Genomic DNA, 17,939 nt, shown 5'->3' with positions numbered 1-17,939 from the left:
AGGGTCACCGCCGTAGCGGTGACGACCACGCCCGCCAGGGCAGCCAGCCGGCGTAACCGGGGCCGTGCGGCCGGGAAGGAACGCGCTCTGGTCAACGGCACGGGATGCTCCTCTGCGTGGCTGACAGCTGACGGGCATGGCGGCGTGGGCACCGGCCGGGCTCAGGTGGGCACGGTCCAGCGCTGGTTGGCGCCGCCGGTGCAGGTCCAGATCACCAGCTGGGTGCCCGGCGTGGTGGACGAGCCGGGATCGTCGAGGCACCGGCCCGACTGCGGGTTGAGCACCGAGCCGTCACCGCGCGGCTGCCAGGTCTGCGCAGCAGTGCCGTTGCAGTCGTACAGCTGAACCGGCGTGCCGTCGGTCGTGCCGCTCGCCGTGACGTCCAGGCACTTGCCGAGCGCTTCCAGGGTGCCGCCTTGGGCGGTCCAGCTCTGCGCGCCGCTGCCGTTGCAGGTGTAGATCTGGACCGGGGTGCCATTCGCCGTGGCGGCGGCGCGGACGTCCGCGCACAGGTTCTGGTAGCCGACGATCGGCGCGGACCCGCCGAGCGTGACGCTGCCGGTGAGCCGGATGTCACGCGAGGACGCGCCGATCTGGATCTGGTAGGTGCCGGCGGTCCGGGTCCAGTAGCCGCCGGTCCAGGCCTGGAAGCTGCGGGCGTCGAGGGTGGTGGTGACCCGCTGGGTCTGGCCCGGGTTCAGCGTGACCTTGCCGAAGCCCCGCAGGTTTTTCGCCGGTTCGCCGGTGCCCGCCGGCTGTCCGACGTAGACCTGGGCAACTTCGGAGCCGGTGCGGGAGCCGGTGTTGGTGACGTCGAAGGCCACCGTGACGCCGCCCGCGGCAGGGGAGCTGACGGTCAGGTTGGCGTACCGGAAGGTGGTGTAGGACAGGCCGAACCCGAACGGGAACAGCGGTGCGATGTCGTGGCGGTCGTACCAGCGGTACCCGACGTCGATGCCCTCGGAGTACTGCACGGTGCCGTTCTGCCCCGGCCACTGGGCGGCGGTGTGTGCCGGGACATCGGCGAGCGAGGCGGGAAACGTGACCGGCAGCTTGCCGGACGGGTTGACGTCACCGAAGAGGATCGACGCAAGTGCGTTGCCGTACTCCTGGCCGGGGTACCAGCTCTCGATGATGCCGCGCACCGAGCCTGCCCACGGCATGGTCACCGCGGAACCGCTGTTCACCACGACGACGGTGTTCGGGTTGACGGCCGCGACGTCGGCGACGAGCTGGTTCTGCTCGGCGGCCAGGGAGAGGTCGGGCAGATCGGCGCCTTCGGCCTCGAAGCGGCCGACGACCACGACAGCCAGGTTCGCGGCGCGGGCCGCGGCGACCGCCTGGTCGTGCGCGGTAGCGCTGCCGGTCACCCGCCAGGTCTGGGCCGGAGTGGTGTTGCAGGTGTAGAGCTGCAGCTGGACGCCGTTGGCGGGATTGGCGGCGGGCACGTCGAGGCACTTGCCGGACGCCGGGTTGACCAGGGCACCGCCGGAGACGGTCCACTTCTGCGCGCCAGTGCCGTTGCAGTCGTACAGCTCGATCTTCGTGCCGTCCGCGGTGGCGCCGCCGGTGACGTCCAGGCACTTGCCGAGCGCCCGTACGGTGCCGTCCGCGGCGGCGGTCCACGTCTGGGCGGAGCTGCTGTTGCAGTCGTAGAGCTGGACAGCAGTGCCGTTGGCGTCGTTCGCGGCGGCGACGTCCACGCACTTGCCCGCCAGGCCGACGATCGGTCCGGACGCGGTGCCGGAGGCGTAGGTGACCGTGGCGGCGGAGCCGGCGCGGGCCTGGATGCCCCGGAAGGGGCTGACCGCGCCACTGGGGTTGACGCCCGCGCTGCCGCCACCCTGGTACAGCGGGGCAGCGTCGCCGCCGCTGCCGAGCACGGCGATCGACTTGGCGGCGGACGTGATCGGCAGTGTCGCGTTCGTGTTCTTCAGCAGCACTGTGCCTGCGGCGGCCACCTGGCGGGTCACGGCGGTATGCGCGGCGGAGGTGACCGGGGTGGTGAGGGTGCCGGTCTGGGCGTGGTCGAAGAGCCCACGCCGGAACATCGAGGTGAGGATGCGCCGGACGTGGTCGTCGATGGTGGCCTGCGAGACCTGGCCGTCGTTCACGGCGGTGGTGAGCGCGGCGCCGTAGTACCGGCTGTCGGGCATCTCCAGGTCGAGGCCGTTGTTTGCCGAGGCCACGGTTGAGTGGGTGGCGCCCCAATCGGCGGTGATGAACCCGCCGAAGCCCCACTCGTTCTTCAGTATCGCGTTCTGCAGTGGGCCGTTTTCGCAGGCGAACGGGCCGTTGATGGCGGAGTAGGAGCACATGACGGAGTCGGCGCCGCCGGTCTTGACCGACGTTTCGAACGCGGGGAGGTAGATCTCCCGTTCGGCGCGGTCGCTGACGATCGCGTTGTCGGCGCTGCTGTTGCGGTTGGTCTCCTGGTTGTAGACCGCGTAGTGCTTGACCTGCGCCATCGGGCCCTGGCTCTGGATGCCCTGGATGTCCGCGGCGCTCAGCTGCCCGGTCAGGTACGGATCCTCGCCGAACGACTCGAAGGCCCGGCCCCACCGCGGGTCCCGGACGATGTTGATGGTCGGGCCGAGCTCGACGTTGGTGCCCTTGCCCCACTGCTCGGCGCCCAGTGTTTCGCCGTACTGCCGCATCAGGGCGGTGTCCCAGCTCGCGGCGCCGGCGACGGGGGCGGCGAGCTGGGTGACGCCGGTGACGCCGTCGCCGACCCCGGCGGGTCCGTCCTGCAAGTGCAGCGCGGGGATGCCGAGCCGGGGGTTGGCGTCGACGCAGCCGACGTAGCCACACGACGTGCCGCCGTGCAGCATCGTCAGCTTCTCGGCGGGGTCATGGCCGCCAGGAGTTCGGCGGCGCGTTGTTCGGGTGTCTGGGCGGTGTTCATCCACGGCTGGACGGCCGCTTGCGCGTCTTGCTCGCCGCCGGCGGCGAGCAAGAGGGCGACGGCAGCGACCAGTGAACGGAATCTGCGGGGAGGAGACGTGCGCATGGTGCCTTCCTCAGGCGTCGTCGAGCACGGGATCCGGGGTCAGCCGGCGGCGTTGAGCAGGTCGAGGACGCTCTGCTGGCAGCCGCAGTCGCTGCTGCCGGGGCCGCCGGCCCAGTGCGGGCCGTACTGGTCGAGAGCGTTGCGGTCCTTGGCGTACGCGGTATCTGCCCAGCTGCGCAGCCTCGTGGTGTAGGGGTGGTCGCCCAGCTGGGAGCTGAGCTTGCCCAGGCCACGCACGTAGGCGCCCTTGAAACCGGGGCCGTCACCGGTGCAGCCGTCGCCTTCGCCCGGCTCCCGCAGCACCCCGCCGGTCTGCAGTTTGACGCTCGAGGCGTCGGCCAGGCCCCGGGCGGTGTCGAGCAGTGAGGTGTCGCCGATGGCCCGGTACAGCTCGGTCAGGCCGCCCAGCACCACGCCCTGGTTGTAGGTCCAGGTGGGCTGGCCGTTGTTGGCGCAGGAGTCGGTCAGGCCGTCGTTGATCAGGTGGTCACCGTTGATCATCCCGCTGCCTTTGAACCAGCTCCACTCGTTCTCCGCCCGGGTGAGGTAGGTGGTGTCGCCGGGGATGCGGTTGTGCAGGGCCGAGGTGAGCTGCAGGAACAGTTCGTTGGTGATGGCGTTCTTGTAGGTGCCGGTGGTGCTCCACCGAACTCCGCCACCGCAGGTGCTGGTCCAGTTGGCGAACATGTGGTCGGCGTCGGCGCGGGCGGTGGTCAGGTAGCGGCTGTCGCCGGTCAGGTCGTAGGCGTCCACCCACGCCAGGCCCCACCAGCCGGTGTCGTCGAGGTACTCGTTGGTGAAGTTGCCGCCCTGGGCGCCGAGGTTCTTGTCGTAGGTGTCGGCGATCGCGTACCGGTAGCTGCCCATACCGCTGACCCGGGCGTTGTCGATGACGGCGGTCAGCGCGTTGGCGCTGGTCCACCAGCCGGTGCCGCCGAAGAGCTTGGACCCGCGGTCGTAGGACATCATCAGCGCCGTGGCCGCCGCGGTGCGCCGGTCGCCGGCGTTCCAGGTGGTCCGGGCCCACGCGGTGCACGCAACCGCGGTGCCACCGGTGGCCTGGCCGCAGGCCCGTAGGGCCCCGACCCCCTGGGCGTTCCAGTCGTCGACGTTGTACATCTGGGTCCGCCAGCCACCGCTGCCGGCGGGGGTGCGGGTGTCGCCGAGCTTGCTGCCCGAGCTCGAGGTCCGACCGCCGTCCATCGACCGGTCGAGCCAGACCTCGTCCCCGGCGGCGCCGTTGTCGATCGATGCCCAGCCCATCGCGTCGGTGTCGTCGAAGTGCAGCGCCACGGAGCGGCCGGAGACCGCGGCGGTGACGGGGATCCGGTCCTGCGGGCTCTGCGAAGGGTCCCGGGGTTCGCAGTAGTTGTTGCAGATCACCACGGCGGCCGTGTTCGTGGACGAGGTGGCGGGTGGGCTCGTCGGCTTGGCGGCTGCGCCGACCGTCAGCGTCGTCGTCACCGAGAGAACCGCGGTCAGCAACGTTCTGCTCTTCATGAGGGTGCTCTCCAGCTCACGGTGATCAGGATTTCGGCGGGGACCAGGTCCGTGCGGGTGCAGTCGACCGGTCCGCTTGTGCGGTTCAGGCGGCGTCGGCCGTCCACTTCTGGTTCGGGCCACCGTTGCAGTCCCACAGGACGAGCTGGGTGCCGTCGACGGCGGAGGAGGCCGGGTCGTCCAGGCAGCGGCCCGATGTGGGGTTGCGGTAGCCGCCGTTGTAGGGCTGCCACTGCTGGTTGCTACCTCCGTGGCAGTCCCAGATCGCCACCGGGGTTCCGTTCGCGGTGCCGTAGCCGGTGGCGTCGAGGCACTTGCCCAAGGCCTGCATGGTTCCGTCGGGGAAGTTGCTCCAGAGCTGCGCGATGGTGCCGTTGCAGCCCCAGATCTGCGCGATGGTGCCGTTGGCGTTGCTGCCGGCGTTGACGTCCAGGCACTTGCCCGCGATGCCTGACCGCACCGGGCGTCCGGCCGTGCCCGGTGGCTGGATCCAGCCGGCGCTGTCGGCCGCCTGGATGCCGGCGTTGAACGCGTCGGCCATCTTGCGGTAGCCGTTGTCGTTGGGGTGCAACGCATCGGACAGGTCGGTGGTGTTCAGCGCGCTCATGTCGACGTAGCGGACGTGCCGGCCCGCGGCCTGTTCCTGTTGGACGATGCCGGGGATGGCGGCGTTGAAGGGCCCGCGCAGCGGCTCTTCGGTGGAGCTGGTGGAGATGATCACCGAGCCGACCAGGACGGTCGCGTCGGGTGCGTCGCGGGTGATCTGGTCGATCAGGGCGTGCAGCCGGTCCGGCGCCGTGGGCACCTGGTACTGCTGCCCGAGGTCGTTGGTGCCGATTTCCAGCGTGACGACGTTGGGCCGGTACCGGGCGAGGGTGTAGTCGGCGATGCCGGCGATCTGGTCGATGCGCCAGCCGGAGTGGCCTTCGTTGTCGGGATCGGCCATGGTGCCGTTGCGGCCGCTGCCGACCATGTCGACCGCGTGTCCTTCGGCCCGGAGCTGGTCGGAGAGGAAAGCCCGATAGCTGTTGCCAGTGCTGCTGCCGATTCCACAGGTGATCGAGTCACCCAGTGGCAGTACCCGCAGTGTCGATGCCGCTGCCGCGGCGGCGGCAGGTCTGCTCGCCGCGTCGGCCGTCGCCGGCAGGGCGGCGGTACACGCGAGTGCCGTGATCGTGACGCAGGCGGCTTTGAACCCGTTCATCATCCATCCTCGTGTTCGCGGTGGGCGGAGAATTCTCAGGTGGACAGTCCCCATTGCTGGTTGGCGGCTCCGGTGCAGTTCCAGATCTCGACCTGGGTGCCCCAGGCGGTGGACCACCCGGGTACGTCCAGGCACCGGGCTGACTGCGGGTTGTACAGCGATCCGTCCGCACGTGGCACCCACACCTGCGCGCCGGTGCCGTTGCAGTCGTAGAGACTCACCGGGGTGCCGTTGGCGGTGCCGCCGCCGTTGACGTCGAGGCACTTTCCGAGGACGTGCAAGGTGTTGCCGGTCCGGTCGGCGGTCCACTGCTGAGCGGGACTGCCGTTGCAGGGCCAGAGCTGGATCGGGGTGGCGTTCGCGCTGCTCGCGTTGCGCACGTCCAGGCACAGTCCCGCGTAGCCGCTGACGGCGCTGGGCTGGTGGTCGGACATGGTGATCTCGAGCGAGTGGCTGCCGCTCAGGGTGGCGGGCAGGAAGTGATCGGACTGGGCGACGCCGTCGACCTTGAAGGAGGAGATGACGTTGCCGGAACCGCGCAGGGTGACGTCGAGGTTCGCGGCTCGGTAGCGCAGGCCGGACAGGGTCACGTCGCCCCAACCCCAGGGCAGTGTCGGTGTCCAGGTGATGCCGTCCGGGGTGAGGTTCATCCCGAACAGGCCGTCGTACACCATCCGCAGGTAGGCCGTCGCCGACCAGGTCTGGTCCCGCACCGGGCCCCAGTGACCACCGGTCTGCCAGCCGCCGTCCGGGGCGCCGGAGAGGAAGTTGTAGATCTCGTAGAAGCCGCCGCTGGTGTTGGCGAGGGCGGCAAGCGTGGTGACCTCGGTGGCGAAGCGGGCCTGGTTGCCGGTTCTGGCGGCGGCTTCGGCCCAGTAGCCTTGGATCATCGGCCAGACGCTGACGTTGTGCCGGCCGGGCCGGCTGTCGTCGTAGCGGGGGAAATGCGGGTAAACGTCCACGATGCCGTGGGGCTGGACGTGGGCGTTCTGCATGATCGACCTTGCCTGGTCGGTGCTCGCGATGCCGAAGAGGACGGCGAAGGAAAGGCCGGTGCCCTCTTCGGACGGATCCAGCGCGCCGGACGGGCCGCCGTCACCGTTGTGGATCAGGTAACCGTAGGTGCCTTTGGCGGGGATCCAGAAGTGCTGGTTGATGCTCGACTTCAGGGCGTCCGCCGCCGCGTTCTGGGCCGTGACTTCGGCGGCGGGCCGGGCGAGGGCGGATGCCATCAGGGCCGCGCTGCGGAATGCCGAGTAGTACAGCGTGTTGGTGCTCAACGTCATGAGCTTGTCGGTCGGGTAGGAGCCGACGTAGCCGCCTTTGCTTTCGGTGGCGTCAGCCGGCGGGGCGGGGTAGCCCGCGATGCCGTCGTTGAAGAACGACGGGCCCTGGAACAGGCCGTACGTGGAATCGAAGCTCGCACTCCTGCGTGCGTTCAGGGTGTTGACGGCGGTCTGGTACGCGTTGGCCAGGAAGGTTCGATCGCCGGTGGCCAGGTAGTGGTTCCAGGCGGCGGTCAACCACACGACCTGGTCCCACAACTGGTTGTCCTGCTGGAGGATCAGCTGACCGTCGGCCTGCCTGCGCACCACCGACCACAGGGTGTTCGCGGCGGTGGCGGGATCGAGCAGGCTCCCTGCGTTCCACGAGTTGACCGACGCGTCCCTGGTCCACGGCTGCGGGTATTCGGCGCCCGCGCGCAGGAACGTTCCCGGAGGATCGGTCAGCAGGCCCGACTGGTTGTACACGGCCGGGTCGTAGCGGACGGTGTTGACGTCGAGCAGATTGGTCAGCGCCTTCGTGTATGCGGCGCCCAACGTCGACTGCGTGCTCGCGTCGGCGAATCGCAGGGCGGGTCGGCTCGCCGCGGAGGCGGATCGAGCGATCTGTGACGGTTCGTCGAGGGGGGAAGCGGAAACCACACCGGGTGCGGCCGAAGCGGTCAAGACGAGACAACAGGCGATCAGGAGCAGGCGCCGGATACTGACACGGCGATGTGTTTGCATGGAGATCTCCAAGCTCGACAACGTTGTCGGTCGAGGCGCATGTGGGAGAGCGCTTTCCAAACTAGTTTCACCCCCTCCTGCCGACGGTGTCAATCGTCGCCGTGCATCTGGTCCAGACCTGACAAAAAGCCTGTCCTGGAAAAGGAATGCGCTGTGCGGACGAAAGGCGAAACGCTCGAAAGAGCTATTTCCGCGCGCCCGTGACCACGGCGGGAGCGGCGGTGTTGCGCCGTTCCCGCCGTGGCGGGGGAGCGGGGCCGCTAGCTACGCGACCACTTCTGGTTGGCCGCGCCGTTGCACGTCCAGATGACGAACGGGGTGCCGTTGGCCGTCCCGTGACCGGTCACATCCAGGCACTTGCCGGATCCGATATTGACGACCGCGCCACTGGCCTGGACGCGCCATTGCTGCGTGGCGGCCCCGGTGCAGTCGTAGATCTGGACCGTGGTCCCGTCGGCAGTGCCGCCGCCGGCGGTCTCGAGGCATTTGGTGTCGAACACCTTGAGCTGGTTGGTCGTGGTCGAGGTCCAGGCCTGGTTGTTGCCGTTGTTGCAGTCCCACAGCGCCGGAATGGTGCCGTTGGCCTGGTTCGCCGCGGGGACGTCGGCGCACTTGCCCGACTCCTGGGCCTTGAGGATGCCGACGGTGTCGGCACGCGCCCACTTCTGGTTCGCGCCGCCGTAGCAGCCCCAGAGCACCAGGGCCGTCCCGTTGACCGTGCCGTGCCCGGTCGCGTCGAGGCACTTGCCCGATCCGCTGTTGACGACCGAACCGTCGGCGTTGACCGCCCACTGCTGGGCGGAGGTGTTGTTGCAGTCGTAGATCTGGACGGGGGTCCCGTCGGCGGTCCCGCCGCCGCGGGCGTCGAGGCACTTGGTGCCGTAGACCATCAGTTGTTTGGCGGGAGTCGCGGTCCAGCTCTGGTTGGCGCCGCCGGTGCAGTCCCAGAGCGCGACGGCGGTGCCGTTGGCCTGGCTGGCGGCTGGGACGTCGGCGCACAGCCCCGACTCCTGGCCCTTGAGGATGCCACCGAAGTTGCCGTCCGGGTTCGGGGTGACGCTGAAGTTGTCGAACAGGTTCGTCTGGTAGCCGACAACCCCGACCCCGACGAGCCCGGTGGTGAACGCCGTGTCGGTGACGGTACCGAGCGTGGCACCGTCGAGGGTCGCGGTGATCCGGTTGCCGCTGAAGCCGAGCTTGATGTTGTGCCAGGTGTTGAGGCCCAACGCCGCGTGGGAACCGGAGGCGAGGGTGGTGAGGACCCCGCCGCTGCTGTTCTTCGCGATGGACCACGCGCCATTGTCGGCGATCCGCAGCTGGTAGGCGGCCTGGTGGCTCTGCGGCCGGTTCTGGGTGTTGGCCCGGCCGAGCAGGGTCACGGTGCCGGCCTGCTGCATGTCGACGTCGGTGCTGACCGTGTAGTTGCTCCACTGTGGATCGCCGACGAGGGTGAAGGCGTCGCTGTCGTCCTGCCAGTTGATCGGCCGGACCGGGGCGACCTGCTGCAGGCACTGCCCGCCGCGCCCGGCCGCGCACGGGCGGACCTCGAACGAGCCCTGCATGTCGGAGAAATACTTCGCGGCGCTGCGGGAACTGTAGCCGTCGAAGTTGTCCGAGTAGGGCAGACCCAGGTTTCCGGCCGGGGGACTGGTCGCGGTGCCCTTGCCCTGGCCGGTGGTCGTGGTGACCGTGTAGATCCGGTTCGGCTGCAGGGTCAGGGAATACGTCCCCGACGCCGGGGTGATATCAGCCTGCTTCACGAAGTAGTCGGCGGGGTTCGACGAACCGAGGTCGGTGGACCAGACGTGGACGGTGCCGCTGTTGAGCCCGCCCGATGCGGTGACGTTCACGGTCTGTGCGGCCGTGGCGCCCGTGGTTTCGTAGATGGTCGAGTAGTCGGTGCCGTTGGTGGACTTCAGGGAGATGTAGCTGCCGTTGGCCCGGTTCCCGCCGAGGTATCCGCTGGCTGAGCCGGTGAGGAACTTCCAGCCGGGCTGGGTGAACTGGGCCACCTGCGCGTTGGCCCACAGGTTCTTCCCGAGCTGGTAGGCGCCCGACCACGGCGTGTTCGCGGTCGCCAGCCCGACGGTGTTGTAGGGCAGGTTCGAGTACAGCGCGGCGATCAGCGGCCAGTTCATGAAGCCGGTCATCTGGCCGTCGAGGTAGCCGCGGGTGATGGTGCGGATGTAGGCGGCCGAACCGGTGTTGAAGTCCTGGGAGCCGAACTCGCTGGCCCACAGCGGTTTTCCGGTGGCGACGGCGTTCGCGGTCGAGGAGCAGCTGGTCGCGTCGGAGAGGTAGCCGCACGGGTAGTGCGAGCCGACGACGCCGACCGCGTTGTTGAAGGCGGGATCGGCGAGCATGTCGTCGGCGGTGTTCCAGCCGCTGTCGTCGCCGACGATCTGCACGGAACCGTAGCCGCGGGAGTTCAGCGCCGCGCGCAGGTTCTTGTACCAGGTCTTGTCGTGGCCGCGTTCGTTCCAGCCGCCGAGGTAGCTGATCGTCAGTCCGTGCTGCTTCGCGCAGTCGAGCCAGGAAATGTCGTAGTCGATCATGTCCTGGGACCAGAAGTTCCCGCCGCCGATCCAGCCCGGCGCGGCCCAGGGCAGCGCCACCAGCTTGATACCGGGATTGCGGGCGACGGCCTGTTCACCGAGCCAGAATTCGTAGCCCGCGTTGCAGTTGATGTCACCACGCACGTGCTGGTGGCTCGGTTCGGAGCCGTCGGTGGAGTTCGCGTCCCCGCCGATCTCCAGTTTCAGCAGCTGCACGGCGGCGCCGTAGCCGGGTTTGAACAGGTAGTCGAGGATCTGTGCTCGCTGGGCCGGCGGGTAGTCGATCAGCAGGCGGGAGTTGCCGCCGCCGCCGCTGATCGCGCCGACGCCGTCGAAGGTGCGGCCGGTGCTGCCGCCGTTGACGGCGATCGTGGTGGCCGCCCCGGCGGGTGCGGCGGTCACCACCAGTGCCGCGGTGGCGAGCAGGGCGGACAAGAGCAGGAAGAGCAGCCGGCGGAGCGTGGAACCGCGGCGTTGCGGACGCATGGACGATCTCCTTCGGAACTTCATCGGGGGAGGGGACGGAAGGGTGCTCAAGACGACGGCAGGGTCCACTGCTGGTTGGTGCCACCGGTGCAGTCCCAGATGACCAGTTGCGTGCCGTCGGTCGTGCTGGTGCCGGGATCGTCGAGGCATTTGCCGGACGCTGGGTTCACGAGCGTTCCGTTCGCGGGCGCCCACTGCTGGTTGGCGCCGCCGGTGCAGTCCCACAGCACGACCGCGGTGCCGTTGGCGGTGCCGCCGCCGGTGACGTCGACGCAGCGGTTGTAGAGGCGCAGGGTGCCGTCGCCGGGAATGTGGACCGACTGCGCGGACGAGCCGTTGCAGGTCCAGATCTGGATCCGGTTCCCGTTGGTCCTGGCCGCGGTGTTGTCGTCCAGGCACTTGCCCGCGCCGACCGAGGTGACGGCTCCGGTCCGGGTCTTCGGCAGGGTCCAGCGCTGGTTGGCGGCACCGGTGCAGTCCCAGATCACCAGCTGCGTCCCGTTGGCGGTAGTGCCGCCGGGATCGTCGAGGCAGCGCCCTGAGGCCGGGTTGCGCAGCGCACCGGTACCGGGCTGGGAGACCCATTGCTGCCCGTTGCCGAGGTTGCAGTCCCAGAGCTGCACCGGGGTGTTGTCGGCGGTGCCACCGGCGCTGATGTCGAGGCACTTGCCGAACAGCATCACGGTGCCGTCACCGGGCACGGTCCAGCGCTGCGCGGCGGTGTTGTTGCAGTCGTAGATCTGCGCGTGAGTGCCGTTGGCGCTGCTGCCGCCCGCATCATCGAGGCACTTCCCGGCGATCCCCGAAGTGATCGGACCGGTCGGGCCGATGACCGTGGCCGGCGGCTGCGCGCCGCCATCACCTCCGTAGGACGGCGGCGCCGACGAAGCGCCGCTGGCCCACGACGTGTTGGCGCTCGTGCCCAGCGCCAGGTTCAGCGTGCCGCCGTTGAGCGCGAAACCGGACGGTACGTAGGCGTTGTTCCACGTCGCGCCGTTAAGGGCGGCGCTCTGCACGTAGGGCGCGTCGGCCGAGGCCTGGGGAGCGTTGACGGTCATCGTCGCGCCGTTGCCGAGGGTGACGGCGACCGAGGGGAACAGGGGGCTGCCGACGACCAGGTCCGAGGTGCCCGGCGTCATCGGGAACAGGCCCATCGCCGACCACACGTACCAGGCGCTCATCGTGCCGAGGTCGTCGTTGCCGACGCTCCAGTTCGCCGGCGAGTTCGGCCACATCTGGTTCTGGACCTGCCGGACGATCCGCTGCGTCTTCCACGGCTGCCCGAGGTAGGCGTACTCCCACGGCAGCTCGATCGAGGGCTCGTTGCCGAGGTCGGCGTGCGTCCCACCCGCGCCGTGCAGGTCCGACAGAACACTGTCGAGGTAACCGGTCAGCTTCGCGGTGCCGCCCATCGCGTCGGCCAGGCCGCGGACGTTGAACGGGACCATGCCGGTGTACTGCCACGAGGTGCCTTCGACGAACTGGTCACCGCTGGCTGGGTCGAACCCGCCGCGCCACGCCCCGTTCTTCAGCTTGGGCTGCATGAAGCCGGTGGCCGGGTTGAGGCTGTTGCGCCAGTTCTGGGCCCGGTTGACGAATTGGCTTTTCGTCGTGGTGTCGCCGAGTGCCCCGGCGAACGCGCCGATCGCGAAGTCCGTCGTCGAGTACTCCAGCAGCGTCGCGACCGAACCGTAGAACCCGTATGGGTACTGGGCATCGGACGGCAGGTAGCCGTAGTTGGACAGGTACTCCAGTCCGGTCCGGATCGCGTTGGGGACGGTGCCCTGCGCCACCATGGCCTTCTTCGCTGCCGCAGTGTCGAAGTTGCGGCCGCCGAAGGCGTAGTAGTCGGCGATGATGCTGGGCGCGGAGTCGCCGTTCATGACCTGGGTGTCGTATTCGTTGAGCGACCACTTCGGCAGCGTGCCGCCCTGGGCGTAGTCGTTGACCAGCGACTGGGCACTGTCGCCGGCTTGCCGTGGCGCCACTAGGGCCATCAGCTGCGCTTGCGAGCGGTAGATGTCCCATCCGGAGAAGTTGCCGTACTGCGCGCCCTGGCCGCCGGAGACGGTGTGCACCTGGTGGTCGAACCCCCGGTAGCGCCCGTCGGCGTCGCTGACCACGTTGGGGTGCAGCAGCGCGTGGTAGAGCGCGGTGTAGAACACCGTCTGCTGGTCGGTGCTGCCGCCGGTGATTTGGACCCGGCGCAGCAACGCGTTCCATGAATCCTTGGTCGCCTGCCGGGTTCCGGCGAAGTCCCAGCCGCCGTTTTCCGCCGTGAGGTTGGCCCGGGCGCCGTCGGCCGAGACGTAGGACAGGCCGACCTTCGCCTGCACGGTGCGGTTGGCCGAGGCGTCGAAGGTTACCGAACCGCCGTTGGTGAACGTGCCGTTCGAGCTGAACGGCCGGTCGAACAGCATCGTGAAGTACAGGGTGTAGGTGGGGCTCGAGGCGCAGAAGTGCCCGGAGGTCACCGAGCCGCGGACTTCGGTCGGGCTCACCGCGGTGAAGCTGATGCCGGTGGTGGAGGTGGCGGCGGCGCCGAGCTTGAACAGCAGGTTCGCCTGGCCGGTCGCCGGGAACGTGAAGCGCGCCATGCCGGTGCGGGTCGTCGCGGTGAGCTCCGTTTTGACGCCGTTGCCGAGGGCGACGGTGTAGGCGCCCGCGCTCGCCGATTCCGAACTGTGGGAGAAGCCTGCGGTCGCCGAGCCGTCGACGGCGCCGACGGTCGGCAGGATCGGTACGTCGGCCATCGCGTTGCAGCCCGGGCCCGACAGGTGCGTCAAGCTGAACCCGGTGATGGTGCTGTCGCTGTAGGCGTAATTGCCCCCGGGCGGCCGTGAAGGCGTGTCGGGACTCCATTGCACCATCCCGAACGGCGCGTCCGCGCCGGGGAAGGTGTTGCCTTCGTGGGACGTGCCCAGGAAGGGGTTGACCAGTGCCGCGGGATCCGCCACCGCGGTGGCGGCAGCGGCGGGAGGGGCTGCTGTGGCGGTCAGCGAGCCGAGCAGGAGTGAGGACAGGACGAAGAGACGACCCCAATGTCTTCTCATTGCGTCTCCAATATCGAAAGGCCGCGGTTCCGGGCAACGACGCTGTGGGGAGTAGCCGGGTGTTTCCCTGGGCCGTCGTCGAATAGCCCAACGGATGTACCCCGCATTGCTCCGGTGGTGCGCGGGCGTTCGGGCAGCTGGTGTGCCATCGTTGTCGAACGTCCGTGATAAACAGCACAGTGCCGTGCCGTCGCAAAGTCAAGATCGTGCCGTGATGCTGTCCTGTTATTGGTCTCGTTTACGGATGCAACAAGCTGCACCAATCGGTGCTTCGCCGTTTACCTCTGGCGGCATCTGTGCCAGGAGACCTGATACAACAGGAATCTCGAACGCCACCCCGGGCATCACGAATAAGCGCTGGAAATCCACGGCTGGCAACGGGGCGTTGCGGCTGGAGGGAATTCGACTCGGGGTTCCGACTGATATCCCGATGATTGAGTCGTCCCGGAGAAACGCGAAACCGCCTCGGTCGGTGGTCTGGGCGAAGAAAGCCGCGACCTCAGCGACGGGAGGACTGATCCGGTCCGGGCTGTCTCCGTCTGCGGTGCAGCCGGGTGGGTCTGCCGCCGGTCATCGGGGTCATGTCGTCTCCGGCGCGCTCGTCAGTGAACTCGAACCAGCAGTATGGGGGAGGTGTGGCCCACGGCACAAGAGTCTGGAACGCATACGTTCTACATTGTGCGCGTGAACATGCGGTCAGGCGTTAGGGTGGCTCGTCGGATCGAGGCGAGGACGGGGACATGAGTGACCGGGCGGGGAAGGGTGAGCGTGGCGAGACCTACGCCGGGCAGTCACGGCAGGAGCGCACCGCCGATCGACGCGACCGGATCACGGAGGCGGCGTTGGAGCTGTTCGCCTCACGCAGCTACGACGACGTGACGGTGTCCGATGTCTGCGCGAAGGCGAAAGTGGCGAAACGCTACTTCTACGAGCACTTCGCCGACCGCGCGGACCTGCTGATCACCGTCCATCGCGAACAGAACGACTGGCTGCTGGCCGGTGTCTCCGCGGCGGCGCCGGCCCGGTCCGCCAACCTCGAAGAGCTGCTGCGGCCGATGATGCAAGCCCTGGTCACCCTGCTGCACGAGAACCCGAGGCGAGCCCGGGTCATCTACATCAACGCCCCGCGCATGGAGCTACGACGGCGTGGCCTGCTCCGCACCGACGCCGAGGTCTTCGGGCGGCTGATCCGCCGCGCAGTCGGCCGGCAACGCGACCGGCTCCGGCTCGAGCGGACCTTGCTGGCCCTCGTCGCGGGCGTCAGCGAAGTCGTCATCGACTGGATCAGCCGCGGCATGGCCGACTCGCCTGACGAGTTGGCCGACCACCTCGCCCACGTCGCTCATTCTTTGCTGGCTCCCCTGGTATAGGCACCGGCGCGCCGGGGCGAAGCATCCGACGACCCCAGTGCCGAACTGGAACGTACGCGTGTCACCGGCCCGCCGGTGGTCACACCGGGCACGGCGCTCAGTCGTCTTGGTGGCGTATCCGGATCTTGACGTGGGCGGCGTCGGAGCTTAAGTTGTAAAACGAACGTTACAGATAGACGAATAGTTGAGCCCAAGCACGTCGAGACACGCTCCGGCCCGAGAAGCAGAGGTTGAGTCCTACGGTCGGTTCGACCGGAACCTCTCCGCCTGCATCCGTCGTGGCCATCACTCACGACAGGACTTCTTCATGGCATCACCTCGATCCTCGGCCGCCTCCGCCCGCCCCGGGGGCTCCGGCCTGCTGGCCGGCCGCACCGTGTCGCGCGTCGGCTACGGTGCGATGCAGCTATCCCGCCTGCGTGCGGACCGCGACGCGGGCGTGGCCATCCTCCGCCGCGCGGTCGAACTCGGCGTGGACCACATCGACACCGCGAACTTCTACGGCGGCGGCTTCGTCAACGGGCTGATCCGCGACGCGATCCGGCCCGAGGACGATGTCACCGTCGTGAGCAAGGTCGGAGCCGCGGCCAACCCCGGCGGTCCGCGGCCCCTGCGGCTCGCCCAGCGTCCCGAGGAACTGCGGGCAGAGGTGGAGGCCAACCTGGCCGGTCTCGGCGTCGACCAGCTCGCGGTGGTGAACCTGCGTCGCGCGGACGCCGGCCCAGGACTGCGCCCCGAGGGCGGCCAGGTGGTCGATCTCGACGATCAGCTCGCCGTGCTGACCAGCCTGCGCGACGAGGGCAAGATCGGCGCCATCGGCCTCAGCAGCGTCAGCCTGGACGTGCTGCGTCGCGCCCTGTCCGCCGGCCCGGTCTGCGTGCAGAATGCCTACAGCCTGGTGGCTCGCGACGACGAGGAGATGCTGGAACTCTGCCTCGCCGAAGGCATTGCCTGGGTGCCCTACTTCCCGCTGGGCGGCGCCATCCCCGGCCTGCCGAAGGTCACCGACGAGCCCGCCGTGATCGCCGCCGCGGAGGCCGCCGGCTGCACCCCCGCACAGATTGGCCTGGCCTGGATCCTGAGGCACGCCCCGCACACCCTCCTCATCCCCGGTACCGCGGACGCGGGGCACCTTGAGGCGAACGTCGACGCCGGTGCGGTGGAGCTGGACGACAAAACCCTCGCGGACCTGGACGCGATCTCGGCCCGTGCCGGCCGCGGACGGGACCGGACATGACCGAAGCGCTGGTGCTGGGAGGCGGAGGCGTCGCAGGAGTGGCCTGGACGACCGGCTTGCTGACGGGGCTGGCCGAATCCGGCCAGGACGTCAGCGGGGCCGAGCTGATCGTCGGGACCTCGGCGGGCGCGACCGTCGCCGCGCAGCTGGGGAGCGGGTTGAGCTTGGCCGACCTCTACGCCCGGCAGGTCGAACCGCAGTTGCAGGCCGCCGAGCTCATGGTCGAGGTGGATCTGGCAACCCTCCGTTCGGCGATGGCGGCCGCTGTGCGGAACGCGATGTCCGCGCGGGAGATCCGGCGCGCGGTGGGTGGGCTCGCGCTGGAGGCGGGCACCGTGCCGGAATCCGAGCGACGCGCGGTGATCGAGTCGCGCTTGCCGTCCCACAGGTGGCCGGCGCGAGCGGTGAAGATCGTCGCGGTGGACGCCGGGAGCGGGGAGCCGCGCGTGTTCGACGGTACGTCGGGAGTGAGCCTGGTCGACGCCGTCGCGGCGAGCTGCGCCGTGCCCGGCGTGTGGCCCCCCGTGACGATCGGCGGGCGCCGGTACATCGATGGCGGCGTGCGGTCCCACACGAACGCCGACTACGCCGCCGGAGCGGCCCGAGTCCTGGTGATCGCACCGTTGGGACCGGCAGCACTGTTGCCGAGCGAGAAGCCGTTGGCGCAGACCGTCGAGGAACTGCAGGCGGATGGATCCGAGGTCGCGGTCGTCGAACCGGACGAAGCGGCGCGCCTGGCGATCGGCGGGAACGCACTGGACCCCTCCACGCGCGAACCGGCCGCCGAGGCCGGGCGCGCCCAGGGCCGCCGTCTGAAGGTCAAGTGGAAGAAAGCCTGAGCTGGAAGTGTGTGGAGTGGGGCGGTGACGCGTAGAGGTCCGCGGTTCGGCGGCGGTATCGCGCGGTGGCCCCACCAGAGTGTCCCGCAGGATCCGATTTTCCGCGTCCTGTCGGAGCGTTCTCGCCCGGATCGCGGGTTCGCGGCTCCCGTGGCATCCTGAGTCGCTTCTTCCCGAGCCAGCAGGAGCACGCTATGTCGCCCACCGCAGGATCCGACTTACCTGCCTCTGCCGTGACCGGCATCCGGCTGCGACCGATGGTGCACGTACAGGACATGGGCAGCTCGGTGGCGTTCTATGAGCAGCTCGGAGCTCACGTCGTGCACGGCAGCCGGGACGGAGACTGGGTCCTGCTGGAACTGGCGGGCTCCCGGTTCGGGCTGCTGGGGCACCCGCCCAATCCCCAGCAGAACGAGGGCCGAGTAGAGCTGAACTTCCAAGCTGAACAGCCGCTGCACGAGGTGGAACGGCAGCTGCGCGCGGCAGGGATGACGGTGACCCAGCCGGTCACCGAAACCGGCTTCGGCCGGCAACTGCAGCTCACCACGCCCGACGGTCTTCTGATCAAGATCGACGAGCTGCGGCCCGGCCGATTCGCCTGATCATCTCGGCTCGCTCCGCTATCTCGGAACTTCGAAGACCAAGGCGGGGAAGCCCCGACCGGGACGCCAGGGCG

General features: G+C 69.0%; 10 protein-coding genes. 4 read left to right on the top strand and 6 right to left on the bottom strand.

All coding sequences use genetic code 11. The features are described from left to right. Positions 1-161 precede the first annotated feature (161 nt). From ACLJPY_RS16200 to ACLJPY_RS16175, 6 genes are all read right to left on the bottom strand, one after another. Positions 162-2,831 carry a glycoside hydrolase family 3 C-terminal domain-containing protein gene (locus ACLJPY_RS16200; RefSeq protein WP_410589341.1) on the bottom strand — a complete coding sequence of 890 codons (2,670 nt, stop codon included), beginning with the start codon at positions 2,829-2,831 and terminating at the stop codon, positions 162-164. A gap of 218 nt (positions 2,832-3,049) precedes the next feature. Next, on the bottom strand, positions 3,050-4,510 hold the full coding sequence (locus ACLJPY_RS16195) for a glycoside hydrolase family 76 protein (protein ID WP_410589339.1): 1,461 nt from the start codon (positions 4,508-4,510) through the stop codon (positions 3,050-3,052). Positions 4,511-4,595: 85 nt separating this feature from the next. After that, positions 4,596-5,714, bottom strand: coding sequence for a ricin-type beta-trefoil lectin domain protein (locus ACLJPY_RS16190; protein ID WP_410589337.1), 1,119 nt, complete (start codon positions 5,712-5,714; stop codon positions 4,596-4,598). A gap of 35 nt (positions 5,715-5,749) precedes the next feature. Next, positions 5,750-7,534 (bottom strand): ricin-type beta-trefoil lectin domain protein, encoded by a 1,785-nt coding sequence (locus ACLJPY_RS16185; RefSeq protein WP_410589335.1) that lies wholly within the window; start codon positions 7,532-7,534, stop codon positions 5,750-5,752. Positions 7,535-7,983: 449 nt separating this feature from the next. Then, entirely contained in the window at positions 7,984-10,764 is a 2,781-nt protein-coding gene (locus ACLJPY_RS16180) for a ricin-type beta-trefoil lectin domain protein (protein ID WP_410589334.1), read from the bottom strand. Positions 10,765-10,811: 47 nt separating this feature from the next. After that, the gene (locus ACLJPY_RS16175; protein ID WP_410589333.1) at positions 10,812-13,817 is read right to left on the bottom strand and encodes a lectin; all 3,006 of its coding nucleotides are present in this window, start codon (positions 13,815-13,817) and stop codon (positions 10,812-10,814) included. Between the two features lie 740 nt (positions 13,818-14,557). On the opposite strand from ACLJPY_RS16175, the gene ACLJPY_RS16170 reads away from it, so the two are divergent. The 4 genes from ACLJPY_RS16170 (at position 14,558) to ACLJPY_RS16155 (ending at position 17,865) form a co-directional block, all read left to right on the top strand. Beyond that, positions 14,558-15,187, top strand: coding sequence for a TetR/AcrR family transcriptional regulator (locus ACLJPY_RS16170; RefSeq protein ID WP_410589331.1), 630 nt, complete (start codon positions 14,558-14,560; stop codon positions 15,185-15,187). A gap of 307 nt (positions 15,188-15,494) precedes the next feature. Then, entirely contained in the window at positions 15,495-16,424 is a 930-nt protein-coding gene (locus tag ACLJPY_RS16165; protein WP_410589329.1) for an aldo/keto reductase, read from the top strand. Beyond that, positions 16,421-17,263: a patatin-like phospholipase family protein gene (locus tag ACLJPY_RS16160; RefSeq protein WP_410589327.1), complete on the top strand. Its 843-nt coding sequence runs from the start codon at positions 16,421-16,423 to the stop codon at positions 17,261-17,263. Before ACLJPY_RS16165 ends, ACLJPY_RS16160 begins: the two co-directional genes overlap by 4 nt. A 233-nt stretch (positions 17,264-17,496) precedes the next feature. Next, a complete protein-coding gene (locus ACLJPY_RS16155) occupies positions 17,497-17,865 on the top strand; it encodes a VOC family protein (protein ID WP_410589325.1) in 369 nt (122 codons plus the stop codon). Positions 17,866-17,939 lie beyond the last annotated feature (74 nt).

The sequence above is a fragment of the Amycolatopsis sp. lyj-23 genome (genome assembly GCF_046549135.1).
GTDB lineage: Bacteria > Actinomycetota > Actinomycetes > Mycobacteriales > Pseudonocardiaceae > Amycolatopsis.
This window is presented reverse-complemented; position numbering and strand designations above follow the sequence as displayed.